16 protein-coding genes and 1 pseudogene are annotated in these 16539 nt (G+C 49.9%); 7 read left to right on the plus strand and 10 right to left on the minus strand.

Annotated features, from left to right (window positions below; all coding sequences use genetic code 11):
- Window positions 1-101: 101 nt before the first annotated feature.
- The 5 genes from AC3RPL_RS18115 to cpxP form a co-directional block, all read right to left on the minus strand.
- Entirely contained in the window at window positions 102-1094 is a 993-nt protein-coding gene (locus AC3RPL_RS18115) for a sulfate ABC transporter substrate-binding protein (RefSeq protein ID WP_490741051.1), read from the minus strand.
- 145 nt (window positions 1095-1239) lie between these two features.
- Window positions 1240-2202, minus strand: coding sequence for a 6-phosphofructokinase (gene pfkA / locus AC3RPL_RS18120; protein ID WP_490741052.1), 963 nt, complete (start codon window positions 2200-2202; stop codon window positions 1240-1242).
- Between the two features lie 224 nt (window positions 2203-2426).
- The gene (fieF, locus tag AC3RPL_RS18125; RefSeq protein ID WP_490741053.1) at window positions 2427-3305 is read right to left on the minus strand and encodes a CDF family cation-efflux transporter FieF; all 879 of its coding nucleotides are present in this window, start codon (window positions 3303-3305) and stop codon (window positions 2427-2429) included.
- Between the two features lie 454 nt (window positions 3306-3759).
- Window positions 3760-4767, minus strand: a complete 1008-nt coding sequence (locus AC3RPL_RS18130; protein ID WP_490742084.1) for a glycosyltransferase family 9 protein — start codon at window positions 4765-4767, stop codon at window positions 3760-3762.
- Between the two features lie 607 nt (window positions 4768-5374).
- Window positions 5375-5884 carry a cell-envelope stress modulator CpxP gene (gene cpxP, locus AC3RPL_RS18135; protein WP_034935205.1) on the minus strand — a complete coding sequence of 170 codons (510 nt, stop codon included), beginning with the start codon at window positions 5882-5884 and terminating at the stop codon, window positions 5375-5377.
- A gap of 151 nt (window positions 5885-6035) precedes the next feature.
- Between cpxP and cpxR the strand changes: the two genes are divergently transcribed.
- The 3 genes from cpxR to trmL are packed head-to-tail and all read left to right on the plus strand — an operon-like array spanning window position 6036 to window position 8623.
- Window positions 6036-6734, plus strand: coding sequence for an envelope stress response regulator transcription factor CpxR (gene cpxR / locus AC3RPL_RS18140; RefSeq protein WP_034935204.1), 699 nt, complete (start codon window positions 6036-6038; stop codon window positions 6732-6734).
- On the plus strand, window positions 6731-8107 hold the full coding sequence (gene cpxA, locus AC3RPL_RS18145; RefSeq protein WP_490741054.1) for an envelope stress sensor histidine kinase CpxA: 1377 nt from the start codon (window positions 6731-6733) through the stop codon (window positions 8105-8107). Before cpxR ends, cpxA begins: the two co-directional genes overlap by 4 nt.
- 42 nt (window positions 8108-8149) lie before the next feature.
- A complete protein-coding gene (gene trmL, locus AC3RPL_RS18150; protein ID WP_490741055.1) occupies window positions 8150-8623 on the plus strand; it encodes a tRNA (uridine(34)/cytosine(34)/5-carboxymethylaminomethyluridine(34)-2'-O)-methyltransferase TrmL in 474 nt (157 codons plus the stop codon).
- Here the strand turns inward: trmL and cysE are convergent.
- From cysE to AC3RPL_RS18175, 5 genes are all read right to left on the minus strand, one after another.
- Complete coding sequence (cysE, locus tag AC3RPL_RS18155) at window positions 8620-9441, minus strand: serine O-acetyltransferase (RefSeq protein WP_034935195.1); 822 nt, start codon at window positions 9439-9441, stop codon at window positions 8620-8622. The two genes, trmL and cysE, sit on opposite strands and share 4 nt — an antisense overlap.
- A gap of 66 nt (window positions 9442-9507) precedes the next feature.
- Window positions 9508-10527, minus strand: a complete 1020-nt coding sequence (gene gpsA / locus AC3RPL_RS18160) for an NAD(P)H-dependent glycerol-3-phosphate dehydrogenase (RefSeq protein ID WP_490741056.1) — start codon at window positions 10525-10527, stop codon at window positions 9508-9510.
- Window positions 10527-10994 (minus strand): protein-export chaperone SecB, encoded by a 468-nt coding sequence (gene secB, locus AC3RPL_RS18165; protein ID WP_034935191.1) that lies wholly within the window; start codon window positions 10992-10994, stop codon window positions 10527-10529. The genes gpsA and secB overlap by 1 nt, the downstream gene beginning before the upstream one ends.
- Window positions 10995-11046: 52 nt before the next feature.
- Window positions 11047-11298, minus strand: coding sequence for a glutaredoxin 3 (gene grxC, locus AC3RPL_RS18170; protein ID WP_490741057.1), 252 nt, complete (start codon window positions 11296-11298; stop codon window positions 11047-11049).
- 15 nt (window positions 11299-11313) lie between these two features.
- Window positions 11314-11745, minus strand: coding sequence for a rhodanese-like domain-containing protein (locus AC3RPL_RS18175; RefSeq protein WP_261642855.1), 432 nt, complete (start codon window positions 11743-11745; stop codon window positions 11314-11316).
- A gap of 312 nt (window positions 11746-12057) precedes the next feature.
- Here AC3RPL_RS18175 and envC point away from each other — a divergent pair, with 312 nt between their 5' ends.
- The 4 genes and pseudogenes from envC (at window position 12058) to AC3RPL_RS18195 (ending at window position 16515) form a co-directional block, all read left to right on the plus strand.
- Window positions 12058-13362 (plus strand): murein hydrolase activator EnvC, encoded by a 1305-nt coding sequence (gene envC / locus AC3RPL_RS18180; RefSeq protein ID WP_490741058.1) that lies wholly within the window; start codon window positions 12058-12060, stop codon window positions 13360-13362.
- Between the two features lie 30 nt (window positions 13363-13392).
- Window positions 13393-14301 (plus strand): divergent polysaccharide deacetylase family protein, encoded by a 909-nt coding sequence (locus tag AC3RPL_RS18185; RefSeq protein WP_490742085.1) that lies wholly within the window; start codon window positions 13393-13395, stop codon window positions 14299-14301.
- A gap of 52 nt (window positions 14302-14353) precedes the next feature.
- Window positions 14354-15611: pseudogene (locus tag AC3RPL_RS18190) on the plus strand (glycosyltransferase).
- Entirely contained in the window at window positions 15604-16515 is a 912-nt protein-coding gene (locus AC3RPL_RS18195; protein WP_490741059.1) for a hypothetical protein, read from the plus strand. The pseudogene AC3RPL_RS18190 and the gene AC3RPL_RS18195 overlap by 8 nt, the downstream one beginning before the upstream one ends.
- Window positions 16516-16539: the final 24 nt, after the last annotated feature.

Below are 16539 nucleotides of genomic sequence, written 5' to 3' on the forward strand. Positions count from 1 at the left end.
TCAAATAATATACCCAGGTGATTAATGAAAATGGTTACAAATGCAGCAGCAGATAAAAAAAAGGCCGGACAGTTGTCCGGCCCTGATGCTGACAGGATTATTCAGCGCTGCATGGCCTGATCATAGGTACCACCATCGGCAAAATGGGTTTTCTGCGCTTTGCTCCAGCCGCCAAACTTAGCATCGTTGATGGTAAACAGTTTGACCGGTGCAAAAGTGCTGGCATACTTTTTCGCCACCGCTGGATCGCGTGGGCGATAATAATTTTGCGCCGCGATGTCCTGACCTTCAGGTGAATAGAGGTACTTCAGGTACTCTTCAGCCACTTTACGGGTATCACGCTCGTCTACCACCTTATCCACCACGGATACGGTAGGTTCAGCCAGGATAGACTCGCCAGGGGTAACAATTTCAAACTTATCTTTGCCCAGCTTGTTAACCGCCAGATACGCTTCGTTTTCCCAAGCAATCAGCACATCACCGATGCCACGCTCTACGAAAGTATTGGTGGCGCCACGCGCCCCGGAATCCTGAACCTCGACGTTTTTGAACAGTGAGCGGATATACGCCTGGGCTTTTGCTGTATCACCCTTGTTTTTATCCAGCGCCCATCCCCAGGCTGCCAGATAGTTCCAGCGCGCGCCACCGGAGGTTTTGGGATTTGGCGTAATCACCGAAACGCCCGGTTTTACCAGATCCTGCCAGTCGTGGATTTGCTTTGGATTGCCCTTGCGTACCAGAAAGACAATCGTGGAGGTATAAGGAGCAGAGTTATCCGGCAGACGTTTGATCCAGTTTTTATCAATGCGCCCACGATCGGCAATAGCATCTACATCTGATTGCAGTGCCAGCGTTACCACATCGGCGCGAATACCGTTAATGACTGAAGTTGCCTGCTTGCCGGAGCCGCCATGAGATTGACGGATGACCACATTATCGCCAGTTTCCTGCTTGTAATGGGCACTGAAAGCCTTGTTATACTGCTCGTAAAGCTCACGAGTTGGATCGTAAGAAACGTTTAACAGCTGCACATCCTTTGCCAGAACACTGGTTGAGGCCAGTAACAGGGTTAACCCTACACTCCACTTATTCATTTCACGCGCTCCCAAAGGTTTTTTACTGTGAGAGAGCGTGACACAAAGTCTTTTACGTTTTAAAGAATTAAAAAATAGCGGTAATAGCTAAATGGCATAACAATTTGCATAAGAAAGGCACTGTATTTCAGTGCCCTGATTTTGCTTAATAAAGTTTTTTAGCCGTATCCAGCCAGTCGCCTTTGAATGGACGTTTCATATTCTCAATGGCATCAATGATGTCATGATGCACCATCTTCTCATTCTGAATACCGACACAACGTCCGCCATAACCCTGCAACAACAATTCGATAGAGTAAGCACCCATACGCGACGCGAGAATACGGTCATAGGCCACTGGCGCACCCCCGCGCTGAATATGCCCCAGGACGGTTGCGCGGGTTTCACGTTTAGTCTCAAATTCGATGTATTTAGCCAACTCATCGATATCACAAATGTGCTCAGTTATCGCCACGATGGCATGTTTTTTACCCTTGGCGATACCGGCTTTGATCTCCTCCACCAGCTCCTCACGTGTGTAAGGAATTTCCGGAAGCACGATAAACTCGCAGCCACCCGCAATGGCGGCCGCCAGCGTCAGGTCGCCACAATAGCGCCCCATCACTTCCACAATAGAAATACGCTGATGTGAGGAAGAGGTATCGCGCAAGCGGTCAATGGCCTCGACCACCGTTTCCAGCGCGGTGAAGTAGCCAATAGTGTAATCCGTTCCGGCAACATCGTTATCGATTGTGCCGGGCAGACCGATGCACGGAAAACCCATTTCAGTAAGACGCTTGGCCCCCATGTAGGAACCATCGCCGCCAATAACCACCAGCGCATCAATGCCACGCTTTTTCATATTTTCGATAGCGACGGCGCGGACAGATTCTTCACGGAATTCAGGGAAACGGGCTGAGCCAAGAAAAGTACCACCGCGGTTAATCATATCCGACACGCTGTAGCGATCCAGATTGACCATACGATCTTCATACAACCCCATATAGCCATCATAAATCCCAAAAACTTCCAGATTTTCACTTAACGCTGCGCGTACAACTCCCCGGATGGCTGCGTTCATACCTGGAGCGTCACCGCCACTTGTCAGTACACCGATTTTTTTAATCATGACAACCTCTGAACTTGTTAATGCAAATATAAAAAGTCTGAACGCTGTGGGGAAGGAGCGCCGCGAGCGATTTTATGGACTAATGATGGCAATAGTATATCAATGCCTCTGGGCTGAATTGATTCAGGTCAGTGAACATCTGGCTATTTTCCTCCCCTTTTCACCAGCCGACGACTTCGGCGGTGAAGCACTCATATAACTGGAAATATTAACTCATATTGCTGCTATTCGGGAACGACCGAACAGGGATCCTGGTGAATAGTGATATCTGCACCTGGAAAACCTCTTAGTAAAGCCTGCTCAACGTCTTCCGCAATGCGGTGGGCCTGAAATAACGGCAGGTGGTCGTCCAGCTCAAGATGTAGCTGGATAAAACGTGTCGGACCAGATTGCCGGGTACGGATGTCATGTACGCCCTGCACCCCCGGCCAGCTGGAGACAATATTCTTAATCTCCTGCTGGTCTGCTTCAGGCAGCGCCCTGTCAAGGAGCGACTGCACGGCTTCATAGCCCATACGCAAAGCACTGTAGAGGATCCAGACGCCAATACCTAACGCAAACAAAGCATCAGCACGTTTAAAGCCATACCAGCTGAGCGCCAGCGCCAGCAGGATCGCACCGTTCATGATCACATCAGACTGGTAATGTAACATATCCGCGCGGATCGCCTGGCTACGGGTTCGTCGCACCACCCACCGTTGAAAAGTCACCAGCATCAGCGTGGAAAACAGCGCTATCAGAGTCACCACCATACCCACCAGAGGCGCATGCATTTCACTGGGCGTGGCCATGTGCTGCAATCCCGTCAGAAAGAGAAACAACGCGGAGCCAGAAATAAACATACTTTGCGCCAGCGCCGCCAGCGATTCCGCTTTACCATGACCAAATGTGTGCTCTTCGTCGGCAGGTTGTAGGGAGTAACGCACCACAAAAAGATTGGTCAGGGAGGCGGCAATGTCCACAAGCGAGTCCACCAGCGCTGCCAGCAGACTGACCGAACCGGTGTACCACCATGCAAAGATTTTCACCAACAGTAACAATGAGGCCAGTGTGGTCGCAGCCAGTGCGGCAGAATTTACCAACCGTGCATAGTGATGTTCCATGCCTTACTCCGTTCGGTACAAAGCTGTCAGTATACTGGATTTAAGTCGAAAAATAGCATTTCCAGCCGTCGTGGAATCGGAGCACTCTCAACTGCCACTCGCTGATTAAATTTAATTGATGGGACTGTTCTCTCAGCGAGAGGATTTTGACAAAACGCCCCGCTCCCTTGCTGAGACTGACGCTGTCAGGTGAACCAATTGTCAGAGGCTTTTACTTCCTGCTGGTTGTAAAATTTAATAAATTGAGCAGGCCAGTTTATTCATCTTCAACTTTGCGGTCTCTTTCACGTGTTGATCTTACCAATTCAAAATAGCAAATATCGCAAAGATTCTTATCGGCCGCGATTAGTCGTGCAATAAGACCACGTTTAGCATGGCAATGTTCACATTCCTTTTCAGATAAACCCCACCTGCGTCCATGATTTTTTTTCTTCAATTTACGCACTGGCATAATTTAATTTGATTCCCTGAACTTTAATTCATGCACTGTAATCCCGGATAACAACTCTTTTACCGCCATTAATACGCGAGGAACTGAAATATCATTAACAATACTGCCTTCATGAAGCAAGATATTATTTACGCCCAGAGGATACCAGCGCAGATATTTCTCCGGGCGGGATTCAAATAATGCGACCACTGGAATATTGAGTGCGCAGGAAAGATGTACAGGCGCGCTGTCAGCTGATACCGACAGATCAATACAGGTCATTGCTGCTATCAGATCGGGTATAGTTTGTGTTGATACGCGATATACGCCAGCCATATCACCCCAATCCGCAGGAAATTTTTCTTCAGAGGAGTGAAAAATGATTACCTCATAATCTGGTGCCAGCGATTTTGCTAATGATTTCCATTTATCCCACGCCCATTGCCGCTCATAACTGTTATTAGAGACAAATAATCCCACTCTGCGCCTTTGCTTGTTATTAAAATAATGCTGCCACTTAATCTTAAGGTCTTGCTGTGGATAAATGCGCAATGTAATTGGATCAGGTATTTCTAACTCAGGAACAAGTTTGTAGCCGGATAATACCTCATGTACCACAGGCCTTGTAGTGACATGCAAGGGATTTCTGTCGTCGAACTCGGTATCCGCATTATGCCAACGACAGTCAGAGATATTTAATTGCCTGGAAAAGTTGATGGCATTTTTATTTACCCCACCATTCGGTATAATAAGCAAATTAAATTTAAGCTTGCGCAGTTTCGAAATCAACCGAATTCTGTCTGTCAGGGAATTCAGAAATCCCGCTCTGAGATTTTTATGATAGTGCTTCGAATAAACATAGTGATGAACCACATCAACATCAGGGTTATTATCCAGCACGGAAGCATTGTATTTATTAGCCAGAACATGAATTTCGGCTTCTGGCCATCGTTTGCGTAGTGAGTGCAAAAATGGCGTTGTACAAACCATATCACCCAGAAAATCAATACGGATAACCAGAATCCGTCGTATTTTTTCCCCGCCCATCATTTCCCCTGAAAAAATGACCAAAGCCGTCATTCTACAGGGATTTACTTAAACCATCCGTAAAGAGGATGACAATATAATCTCCGGCATTCGAAAAAATTCTTCACAATACTGTTATTGTAAACCAGCCATTAATAATGTAACCAGGAATGACAGGCATGTTGTAAGTCACCGGAAATGAATTTTAATTAAATTAAAAATCAAAATTAATACGTTGGAATATTCTGCTGGTTTTTATACAGGATGATTCTGAATATTTTCCCTTTTTACTTCCAGTGGCAGAAGACGCCACATTGTTCAGATGATTTTCTACAAACTACAAAGCGGTAAATGAGCATCCATATAATATATTTTTCGTTATGGGTAGAGCGGTGAACTGCCTGTATGCTGAACATCAGACTGGTACATAATCTTACAGCGGCGTTACACTTTGTCCTGCCGGACATCAGACCTCATCTCGTCTGGTAAAACTTATCCTCAGGGACATGATGACCTGCGCCAGATGGATTAAATGCGGCATAAAAAAAACCCCGCATCATGCGGGGGAAGACAGGGATGGTGTCTATGGCAAGGAAAAAACAGGGGTACTACGTTACTGATTACTGCCGGTACTACTTACTGCCTGCAACGATGAAGCCTGCTGCATCGCTGATAACTTGCGCATTTCGCCTATGCGTTGCTGGTGTTTCTGATTCAAAACGTCCTGTTGTGCAGGTGTTAACAGGTGATACATCTGATTGCGTACTCGCGCTATCTCAACCTGCCGGTCAATCTCCGCCTGTGCAATTCGATTTAACCTGTCTTTGTAGGCCGCTTCGTTAAATTTATCTGCAATAATCATGTCGTGCAGTTGTTCTAAATCGTTAATACTTATGGAAGAACGCTCATGACGAGCCTGTTGCATCAGATCCCGCATTTGTTGACGCTGCTGCTCATTAAGATTGATACCGTCAAACATGTGACTCTGAGGAATATGCGTCATACTGCGTGACTCTGTGTCATCATGATGCATCTGGTCAGTCGTCGTCACTTCTGTGGCCCACGCACAAGAAAAACTCATCATCAGCGTAGGTATCACAACGACGGCGGTAACTTTGCGCATCGTTAACTCCCAGGTTGGTTTCCATATTTCGTCTCAACGAAAGCCAGTCTACGGAGGCAGCTGAAAACATGCGTCAGGCGGTGTAAAACTACGTAAAGTCATGGATTGACAGCATTCGTTCACGGTATTTTGCCTGCGGAGGGCAACAAAAATGAATAAAATCCTGTTGGTTGACGATGACCGCGAATTGACTTCGCTACTGAAAGAATTACTTGAAATGGAAGGCTTTGATGTTCTGGTCGCTGGTGACGGTGAACAGGCGCTGGGCCTGCTGGACAGTTCAATTGATTTGTTACTGCTTGACGTAATGATGCCAAAGAAAAACGGCATTGATACTTTGAAAGAATTGCGACAGCACCACCAGACTCCCGTCATCATGCTGACGGCGCGTGGCAGTGAGCTGGATCGCGTGCTGGGGCTGGAACTGGGCGCAGATGACTATCTGCCCAAACCTTTTAACGACCGTGAGCTGGTAGCCCGAATTCGCGCTATCCTGCGCCGTTCAAACTGGAGTGAACAGCAGCAGCAGCAGGACAGCAGCTCCCCTACCCTTGAAGTAGACCATCTGCGTCTGAACCCGGGACGTCAGGAAGCCAGTTTCGACGATCTGACGCTCGATCTGACCGGAACCGAGTTCACGCTGCTTTATCTTCTGGCACAGCACCTTGGGCAGGTTGTCTCTCGTGAACATCTGAGTCAGGAAGTGTTGGGTAAACGCCTGACGCCATTTGATCGCGCAATCGACATGCATATTTCTAATCTGCGTCGTAAGCTTCCGGATCGCAAGGATGGTCATCCGTGGTTTAAAACCCTGCGCGGTCGTGGCTATCTGATGGTTTCCGCTACATGATTTCAAGTCTGACCACCCGCATTTTCGCCATTTTCTGGCTTACCCTGGCACTGGTGCTGATGCTGGTCTTAATGGTGCCTAAACTGGATACCCGCCAGATGACGCCGCTGCTGGATAATGAACAGCGTCAGGGCATTATGATCGAACAGCATGTCGAGGCGGAATTGATGCAGGATCCGCCTAACGATCTGATGTGGTGGCGCAGGCTGTTTCGCGCCATTGATAAATGGGCACCGCCTGGCCAGCGTTTATTGCTGGTAACCAGTGAAGGGCGGGTGATAGGTGCCCAGCATAACGAAATGCAGGTTATCCGTAATTTTATTGGTCAGTCGGACAATGCCGATCACCCACAAAAAAAGAAATATGGCCGGACCGAAATTATTGGTCCTTTTTCAGTGCGTGACGGAGAGGATAACTATCAGCTCTATCTTATTCGCCCCGCTGGAAGCACTCAGCTGGACTTTATTAATCTGTTATTTGATCGCCCGTTGTTATTACTGATGGTGACCATGCTAATCAGTTCACCATTATTACTCTGGCTGGCCTGGAGCCTGGCAAAACCAGCACGTAAGTTGAAACACGCGGCGGATGATGTTGCCGCAGGGAATTTACGTCAGCGCCCTGAACTGGAATCTGGCCCGCAAGAATTTCTGGCTGCGGGTTCCAGTTTTAACCAGATGGTCAGCGCGCTTGAAAGAATGATGACCGCACAACAACGTTTACTTTCTGATATTTCTCACGAATTGCGTACTCCACTCACCCGTTTGCAACTGGCAACGGCATTAATGCGCCGTCGTCAGGGGGAAGGGAAGGAACTACAACGGATTGAAACGGAAGCGCAGAGGCTGGATGGTATGATCAACGACCTGTTGGTCCTGTCACGAACGCAGCATAAAAATGCGCTGGTCAGTGAAGCAATGAAGGCCAGCCAGCTCTGGTCAGGCGTGCTTGATGACGCGCAATTCGAAGCCGAGCAGATGGGCAAAACCCTGGATATCCCTTATCCACCTGGCCCCTGGCCGCTTTACGGCAACCCCAATGCGCTCGACAGCGCGCTGGAAAATATTGTCCGTAATGCACTGCGCTATTCCTATTCAAAAATTATGGTCAGTTTCTCGGTGGATAAAAAGGGCATTACCATTCATGTCGATGATGATGGTCCTGGGGTCAGCGCTGAAGATCGTGAGCAGATTTTCCGGCCCTTCTATCGCACTGACGAGGCGCGGGATCGTGAATCCGGCGGCACCGGATTAGGATTGGCAATTGTGGAAACCGCCATTCAACAGCACCACGGTTGGGTGAAAGCCGATGACAGCCCGCTGGGTGGTTTGCGCCTGACAATCTGGCTACCGCTGTATATCAGCAACGCCTGATCTTTGCTATGCTGCGGCCCTTGTTGCTGAAGGTCGCTATCAATGCTGAATATCGTTTTATTTGAACCTGAAATTCCCCCCAATACCGGCAATATCATTCGCCTTTGCGCCAATACCGGCTTTCGATTGCATCTTATCGAGCCGCTTGGTTTTGCCTGGGATGATAAACGCCTGCGCCGGGCCGGGCTTGATTATCATGAATTTACAGCGATACAGCATCATGCTGACTATGACGCATTTATCCAGGCTGAAGCACCTCAACGGCTGTTCGCTCTGACCACGAAGGGAACCCCTGCACACAGCGCAGTAAGCTATCAGGCCGGGGATTATCTGCTGTTTGGACCGGAAACACGGGGACTACCTGCCAGGGTTCTGGATTCGCTCCCCGCACAGCAGAAAATTCGTATTCCAATGCGGCCAGACAGCCGCAGCATGAATTTGTCCAATGCAGTTTCAGTGGTGGTTTATGAGGCATGGCGGCAGCTGGACTATGCCGGTGCGTTGATTAAAGTTTAGATACCGTCGCCGAACTCAAAACCCGGGACCATGCCATTAAAATGCTGATCCATCTCCATTGATGGCATATCACTGTTCGGCTTACCAACGATGCGTGCCGGTACGCCAGCTGCGGTGGTATGAGGAGGAACAGGTTGCAGAACCACTGAGCCAGCGCCAATTTTAGCGCCACGTCCCACCTCAATATTGCCAAGGACTTTAGCACCAGCACCAATCATCACACCTTCACGAATTTTAGGATGGCGATCGCCCGTGGTTTTACCCGTACCGCCCAGCGTTACCGATTGCAAAATCGACACATCATCTTCAATTACTGCCGTTTCACCCACCACAATGCCGGTAGCATGATCAAGCATAATGCCCTGACCAATTTTTGCTGCCGGGTGGATATCCACAGCAAAAGAAACGGAAATTTCATTTTGCAGATAGATTGCCAGTGCACGCCGTCCCTCGTTCCATAACCAGTGGCCGATACGATAGGCCTGTAAAGCATGAAAACCTTTCAGGTAGAGCAGCGGAGTGGAATATTTATCAATGGCGGGATCGCGCTGACGCACAGCCTGAATATCGCAGGCCGCCGACTTAATCATGGAAGGATCCTGCTTATAAGCTTCCTGAACAATCTCGCGAATGGCAATAGCGGGCATAATCGAATTAGCCAGCTTGTTAGCGAGCATATAGCTCAACGCACTTCCCAAATCGTCATGTTTCAACAACGTAGCGTGGTAAAAACTGGCCAGCATAGGTTCGCAGTCCACAAGGGCCCACGCTTCTGCTTTAATATAATCCCAGACCAGTTCAGGCTCTACACACGGCATTACTCTCTCCCCTCAAATATAGCTTCCGTTAAACGCCGGTAAGCTACTACGCCGGGCTTCCCTGTCTCAGTTGACGCTGTTTTCGTCTTTTCTGGCGCGTCCAAGCAGGCTTAATGCTGCCTCTCGCGCATTTTTTTCGCAATACAATACCTGATAAATTTGCTCAGTTATTGGCATTTCCACACCACAGCGCGCCGCGAGGGCCTTTACTTCTTTGGTATTTCGGAAACCTTCCACTACCTGACCGATATTGCTTTGCGCGGTTTCCACGTCAATCCCCTGCCCCAACATCATGCCAAAACGGCGGTTACGGGATTGATTGTCGGTACAGGTCAGTACGAGGTCGCCCAGCCCAGCCATCCCCATAAACGTCGTAGGATCGGCACCCAGCGCTGTTCCCAGACGAGTCATTTCCGTCAGCCCGCGGGTTATCAAGGCTGTTCGCGCATTTGCGCCAAAACCGATACCATCGGAAATACCGGCACCAATTGCGATAACATTTTTTACCGCACCACCCAGTTGAACACCGATAAAATCGGGATTGTTATAAACGCGAAAACTCTTACCACAGTGCAATAACGTTTGCAGCTCTTGCGCAAACTGATGATCGGTTGCCGCCAGCGCAATAGCCGTTGGCATACCCGCAGCCAGTTCTTTGGCAAAGGTCGGGCCAGAAATCACCGCCAAAGGAATATCTTCACCCAGAATTTCGCGGGCCACTTCTTGCAACAAACGACCAGTCTCTTTCTCCAGACCTTTGGTGGCCCAGACAATGCGCGAGTCAGTTCGCAGATGCGGCTTAATTTGCTGTAATACATCACCAAAAACATGACTTGGCACAACTACCAGCAGATCACGGCTGGCTGCAATGGCGCGGGCAAGACTGGTTTCAAGGTTTAAAGAATCAGGGAAGATAACATCGGGCAGAAAGGCCTTATTACAACGGTCGGCCTGGAGCTGCATCTGATGTTGAGGGTTATGTCCCCACATCACCACCTGGTGTCCATTTCGAGCCAGTGTAATGGCTAAAGCGGTGCCGTATGAACCGGCACCGATAACACTCATTGATGCATTAGCCCGTGGCATCACGCATCCTGTTGCGGCGCAGCACCTTCACCTGACTGCTGCTGAAGATAGTTCATGAACAGGGCATCGAAATTGACCGGAGCCAGATTCAGTTGCGGGAAAGTACCGCGTGAAACCAGGCTGGTGATGCACTCACGCGCGTAGGGGAAGAGAATATTCGGGCAGTATGCACCCAGACAATGTGCCATCTGGTTACCTTCAATACCGGAAACAGAGAAAATACCCGCCTGCTGCACTTCGCACAGAAACGCGGTTTCTTCGCCTACGGTTGCGGTGACGGTGACGCGCAACACCACTTCAAACACACCCTCAGCCAACTGGCTGGACGCGGTGTCCAGATCCAGCTTAACTTCTGGTTCCCACTCTTTCTGGAAAATTTGAGGGGCATTAGGTGCTTCAAAAGAGACGTCCTTGGTGTAGATACGTTGGATCTGGAAAGACATCTCGGAGTTGTTTTGTTCTGACATATTACGTAATCCTATGTGTTTAATAATCCGTTAAAATTGTAATCCGACCATTTTATTTTAATAACGGGTCAAGCCCCTGTCGGTCATCAAGCGCGTGAAGATCGTCACAGCCACCGATATGTTGTGCATTAATAAATATCTGCGGAACCGTAGTACGGCCACTGCGTTTGATCATCTCTTCACGCTTTACAGCATCGCCATCAATGGCAATTTCCTGAAACTGAAGCCCTTTCTGACGCAATAACGCTATGGCGCGGTGACAAAAAGGACAGGTTGCTTTGGTGTAAATCTCAACATTTGCCATGTTGTAACTCCAGATTTATTTGCCACGAACCAGCGGGAGGTTCTCACCACTCCAACCAGACACGCCATCTTTGAGAATAAAAACCTGCCCAAAACCAGCAGCGTTGAGCTGTGCAGCCGAATCAGCGGCTGAGGTGCCGGTGGCGCAGACAACAATGACCGGTTGTGCTTTGTACTTTTCAAGTTCACCAACACTGCCTTTTTTAATATCAGCAGCCAGAACGTTAATGGCACCCGAAATATGGCCTTTACGGTAGTCATCACGTGAACGCACATCAACAACCACTGCATCTTCTTTATTAATTAAGCGGGTAGCTTCACCACGACTGATGGTTTTCACCTGGGAAAACACGCCCTTAACCGTAGTGACAATCACCAAAACCAACAGGACAACCCACGCCAGACTGAGGATGGTATGGTTGCCTGCAAACTGCATAATATCTTGCATGAGGGGTAACAACTCCCGAAACGGGTGAATAAGCTAAAACAAGGCTTCTGAGTATACCTGCCAGTGCTCTCATGTACAGTCGTGAAGCCGCGAGAGTTACGTTTTCTGGGGCAGATTCGCAAAAAAAATTACCTTAAGTGCAAATGATCAGTTGCCCCTGCGGCACCCTTTCAACTTCCCGGTTATTTGTTGCGCAGCCGCTCTTTTGAGTCTTTCGCAGCAGACCCTGCTCAGGCGCTGTCATTATTGGAAACGCAAAAGCGCTGGAGATAGCTGGTAAGCGGCTGTTCATCGTGAAATAATCCTGGCCCTATGAGGGAAAAAGCGACCGTTTTAATTTCACCAACCCTGGGTAATGGATCCGCCAACGGCTTTCCATCGCGTTTTGCCGCGTTGATTCTGTCCACCTGCGTGCTTTCTGCCGGGCTGATGTTGCCCGTCCTCAGCTACGCCGTCGAAGACAATAAATCTGAACTTAAAAGTATTCAGCAGAACATTGCTGCCAAAGAGAAAAGCGTTCAGTTGCAGAAACAACAGCGCGGCAAACTGCTGGAGCAGCTGCAAAGCCAGGAAAAAACCATTGCTCAGGCAAGCCGACAACTGCGCGAAACTGAAATTACTCTCTCTGCACTGAACAAAGACATTGCTGCGCTGACTGCCTCAATCAGCAAATTACAGGCCCAGCAGGAGCGCCAGCAAAAACTGCTGGCTGACCAGCTCGACGCTGCTTTTCGCCAGGGGCAGCACAGTGGCCTGCAACTGATCCTCAGCGGTGAAGAAAGTCAGCGTAGCGAACGTATTCTTGCCTACTTCGGCTATCTCAATGCCGCACGTCAAAAATCTATCGACGAACTGAAAAAGACCCGTAACGAGCTTTCAGCCCAAAAGGCGGCGCTGGTCGATAAGCAGGCACAACAGAAGTCTTTACTGGCACAGCAGCAGGATCAGCAGCAGAAACTGGAAGGTGCGCGCGTTGCCCGCAAGAAAACGCTGACCGTGCTGGAGTCTTCGCTGGAAAAAGACCAGGCGCAGCTAGTTGAAATGCGGCAGAACGAAACCCGTTTGCAGGACAAAATTGCTAAAGCAGAGCGGGAAGCACGGGCCCGGGCGGAAAAAGAAGCCAGAGACGCCCAGCGCGTTCGCGATCGTGAAGCGCAGGCCAAAAGTAAGGGTAGCACCTATAAACCTACTGAAGGTGAGCGCTCGCTTATGGCACGTACCGGTGGTCTGGGACGACCATCTGGTCAGGCGTTGTGGCCGGTGCATGGGCGCATTGAGCATCGATTTGGCGAGCAGTTACAAGGCGAACTACGCTGGAAAGGCCTGGTGATTAACGCACCGGAAGGGACTGAAGTTAAAGCGATTGCCGATGGACGTGTGCTGATGGCCGACTGGCTGCAAGGCTATGGTCTGGTCGTGGTCATTGAACATGGCAAAGGGGATATGAGCCTGTATGGTTATAACCAGAGTGCGCTGGTAAGCGTTGGCACTCAGGTCCGCGCCGGACAGCCTGTTGCGCTGGTAGGAACCAGTGGCGGCAGGGGCACGCCTTCACTCTATTTTGAAATTCGCCGCCAGGGACAGGCCGTCAATCCACTGCCGTGGTTAGGAAGATAACTTTTGTCACATTTCCCTAAATTCAGCGGTATGCTGACCGGTCTGCTGATGGCCTGTAGCGCCCACGCGGGTAAACTTTCTATTGTCATTGATGATTTTGGCTATCGTCCGGCGCAGGAAAACCTCGTGTTGCAGATGCCTCCTGCCATCTCCGTCGCGGTATTACCTAATGCTCCTCACGCCCGCGAAATGGCAACCAGAGCTCACCAGCGTGGCCACGAAGTCCTCATCCATCTGCCAATGGCACCTCTCAGCAAACAGCCGTTGGAAAAGGACACGCTCCGTCCGGATATGTCACTGGCTGAGATTGAACGCATCATTCATGAAGCCACGCTCAATGTGCCTTATGCTGTCGGGCTGAATAACCATATGGGCAGCGCCATGACGTCCAGTCTGGAGGGGATGCAAAAAGTGATGCAGGTGCTGAATCACTATAATTTCTACTTTCTGGACAGCATGACCATCGCTAACAGCCAGTCATTTCGCGCCGCACAAGGCACCCGCGTTAAAGTCATTAAACGCCGGGTGTTCCTTGATGACACGCAAAATGAAGCCGATATTCGCCAGCAATTTATGCGTGCTGTTCGTCTTGCTCAGCGGGATGGTTCCGCCATCGCTATTGGTCATCCTCACCCGACCACGGTGAAAGTTCTGCAACAGATGTTGCCGACACTCCCGGCAGATATTACGCTGGTACGCCCAGGCCAGTTGCTGAATGAACCACAGAACAATAAGCCAACGTCACTGCCAGCACAGAGTAAGCCAGCCCCCGTTCAGAGTGCTTTCCGTGGGGTGAAAATTTGCCCGGTGAAGGTTGTGCCGATACCCGCATCGCAGGCATTGAACAGTGTTGCAGAGAGCCTCTCCAGCAGTGCGATTGTTCACTATTTTTCCACCAATTTTTCCGGCCTGAGAATGCGTTCCGGTAACCAGCCTTAACGCGCCGCCTTCTCGCACAGGAGCCAGATGAAATGGACAGGGAAATAGCATGATGGAACATCAAAGCATAAAAATTCTGTTACTGGATACAGGTAACGAATGGGGTGGCGGGACTAACAGCATGCTGGAACTGCTGAAACGTATTGATCGCCGGCGGTTTGACGTTCATTGCTGCTTTTATCATAACTATCGCCGTGGCCAGGGCGATTCAATTGAGCAGGTGCTGAATTCACTTGGCATTCCGGTGATCTTTATTCCTCAGCGTCTTCAGCCGCGCCGGGCGAAAATCGCCAAAGAACTGCTGCGTGGGCTGGTGTTTTTTCATCGGGGCCTGCGGCAGAAAGTCACCCGCTTTGTTGATACCTTATGGCGGATTAAGCCCAATGCGCTGAAAATTCGCCAGCTTATCGTGCAGCAAGGTTTCGATCTGCTGTATATGAATAACCAGCCAGGTTCGAACGCCGAAGGTTACCTAGCGGCCAACAACCTGCCGATTGCGGTTGTACAACACTGCCGCATCGAACCGGTTCTTAACTCAGGGCTGGTGCGGATGATCAATCAACGCGCCAGTGCGGTCATCGCCGTTTCCGACGGGGTAAATCAGGTCCTGCTTTCACATGGCGTATCAGCAGAAAAGTGCTTCACGGTGTTTAATGCTATCGACATCAGCCAGGCCTTACCCGCACGCGAAACCATGCGCCAGAAGTTACTCAATGTCCCGCCAGAAGTTACTCAATGTCCCGCCAGAAACCTTTGTATTTGGCAGCATCGGCTCATTGATTGCCAGAAAATCACATCATCATACTTTGCAGGCACTGGCGAAATTCGCCGCCGCCTTTCCTGACGTCGACTGGCGGATGGTGGTGCTGGGTGAAGGCCCGCTGCATGACGCTTTGCAACAGCAGGCGCAACAATCAGGGATTGCCGAACGCGTGATCTTTACCGGTTTTCGCGACAATCCACTTGACTATCTTGCCGCTTTTGATGTGTTTATCCTTGCATCAAAAAGTGAAGGCCTTCCCCGCGTAGTGCTGGAGGCCATGCTGTTGAAAACGGCGGTCATTGGATCACGGGTGACGGGAACGGCAGAACTCATTGAGCACAACAGAACCGGCCTGCTGTATGACTATGGTGATACTGATGCGCTGTTTGCACAGATAAAAATGCTGTGGCTTGACACCACCACCCGCCAGCAGCTGTTAATGCAGGCCAACAGCCGCGTAAAAGAACGCTATGCCATTGAGAACTACATCTCTGGTGTGGAAACTATTTTGCAGAATGCGACACATGGGAATCCATCGCATGTTTGAATTTCTTAATCCCCGATTCCGCCACGTGCGTGCGCGCCATAACCTTCCTTATCAGCAGAAAGAGGTTCAGGGTAACGTTGCGGTGACCTCCGTAATGATCCCCTGCACCGGTGAGGATTATATTGAAGAGGCGCTACTGAGCGCGCTGTTTGCTTCCCGTTTTGCCACTACGGCAGAAGAGATTGTGATTGTTACCGACCGGCCAGAGGAAGAATTTGGTTCATTGCCGCCAAAAACGCGCGTAGTGACGCTGGACGTTCCGTTTCGCGAAGAGAGCTACCGTTATAAGCAGATTTACCGCAGCAGACTGATCAAGCTCCAGACACCGTTGCAGGCGCGCACAGAGGGCATTATGATGATCGATTCTGACCTGAATCTGCTTCAGATGCCGGTCATCGACATGCAGGATGGCCATCTCTATTCCAGCTTTCGTCAGGGTAAGATGATTGCCAAGCTGATGAATGCGCCGGAGCATAATCGCCCGGCCTACTATCGCAACGCCATTCGTCCGTTTATCGTTGATCATGTTAACGGCGCTTTTCTGGCGGCAACCCGCCGCACCTGGCAGCGTATTTGCCCTCTGTGGCTGACGCTGTTTCAGGATACCTGGGAGCTGATGGACGATTCACAGCCGCCAACCGATCAGTTAACACTGGCGGCGCTGCTGGATTTGCTGGATCTCAAAACCGTCAATCTGGGAGACTGGATGAACTGGCCGGTTTCCAAAAAAATTGGCGGCAGCACCGCAACAATTCCACAAGAAGTGATTGGCGCACACGGTGGTTTTCCCCTTGCTGAATGGCAAAAATACCTTGAGTCATCGCTGACGCCTCTCACCTTCAAAGGCCAGGATTACACGCGAAAAGTGCGTTACCTGACCGACGCTGAAAAACACCAGGGTTGATGGCAAAAGGCCAGAATGGCGCAT

The organism is Erwinia papayae (genome assembly GCF_058241465.1).

Excerpts from the sequence above, each read along its gene's own strand:
- AC3RPL_RS18115 (WP_490741051.1), bottom strand. The coding sequence starts at position 1,094 with ATGAATAAGTGGAGTGTAGGGTTAACCCTGTTACTGGCCTCAACCAGT.
- pfkA (WP_490741052.1), bottom strand. The coding sequence starts at position 2,202 with ATGATTAAAAAAATCGGTGTACTGACAAGTGGCGGTGACGCTCCAGGT.
- fieF (WP_490741053.1), bottom strand. The coding sequence starts at position 3,305 with ATGGAACATCACTATGCACGGTTGGTAAATTCTGCCGCACTGGCTGCG.
- cpxP (WP_034935205.1), bottom strand. The coding sequence starts at position 5,884 with ATGCGCAAAGTTACCGCCGTCGTTGTGATACCTACGCTGATGATGAGT.
- cpxR (WP_034935204.1), top strand. The coding sequence starts at position 6,036 with ATGAATAAAATCCTGTTGGTTGACGATGACCGCGAATTGACTTCGCTA.
- cpxA (WP_490741054.1), top strand. The coding sequence starts at position 6,731 with ATGATTTCAAGTCTGACCACCCGCATTTTCGCCATTTTCTGGCTTACC.
- trmL (WP_490741055.1), top strand. The coding sequence starts at position 8,150 with ATGCTGAATATCGTTTTATTTGAACCTGAAATTCCCCCCAATACCGGC.
- cysE (WP_034935195.1), bottom strand. The coding sequence starts at position 9,441 with ATGCCGTGTGTAGAGCCTGAACTGGTCTGGGATTATATTAAAGCAGAA.
- gpsA (WP_490741056.1), bottom strand. The coding sequence starts at position 10,527 with ATGCCACGGGCTAATGCATCAATGAGTGTTATCGGTGCCGGTTCATAC.
- secB (WP_034935191.1), bottom strand. The coding sequence starts at position 10,994 with ATGTCAGAACAAAACAACTCCGAGATGTCTTTCCAGATCCAACGTATC.
- grxC (WP_490741057.1), bottom strand. The coding sequence starts at position 11,298 with ATGGCAAATGTTGAGATTTACACCAAAGCAACCTGTCCTTTTTGTCAC.
- AC3RPL_RS18175 (WP_261642855.1), bottom strand. The coding sequence starts at position 11,745 with ATGCAAGATATTATGCAGTTTGCAGGCAACCATACCATCCTCAGTCTG.
- envC (WP_490741058.1), top strand. The coding sequence starts at position 12,058 with ATGAGGGAAAAAGCGACCGTTTTAATTTCACCAACCCTGGGTAATGGA.
- AC3RPL_RS18185 (WP_490742085.1), top strand. The coding sequence starts at position 13,393 with ATGCTGACCGGTCTGCTGATGGCCTGTAGCGCCCACGCGGGTAAACTT.
- AC3RPL_RS18195 (WP_490741059.1), top strand. The coding sequence starts at position 15,604 with ATGTTTGAATTTCTTAATCCCCGATTCCGCCACGTGCGTGCGCGCCAT.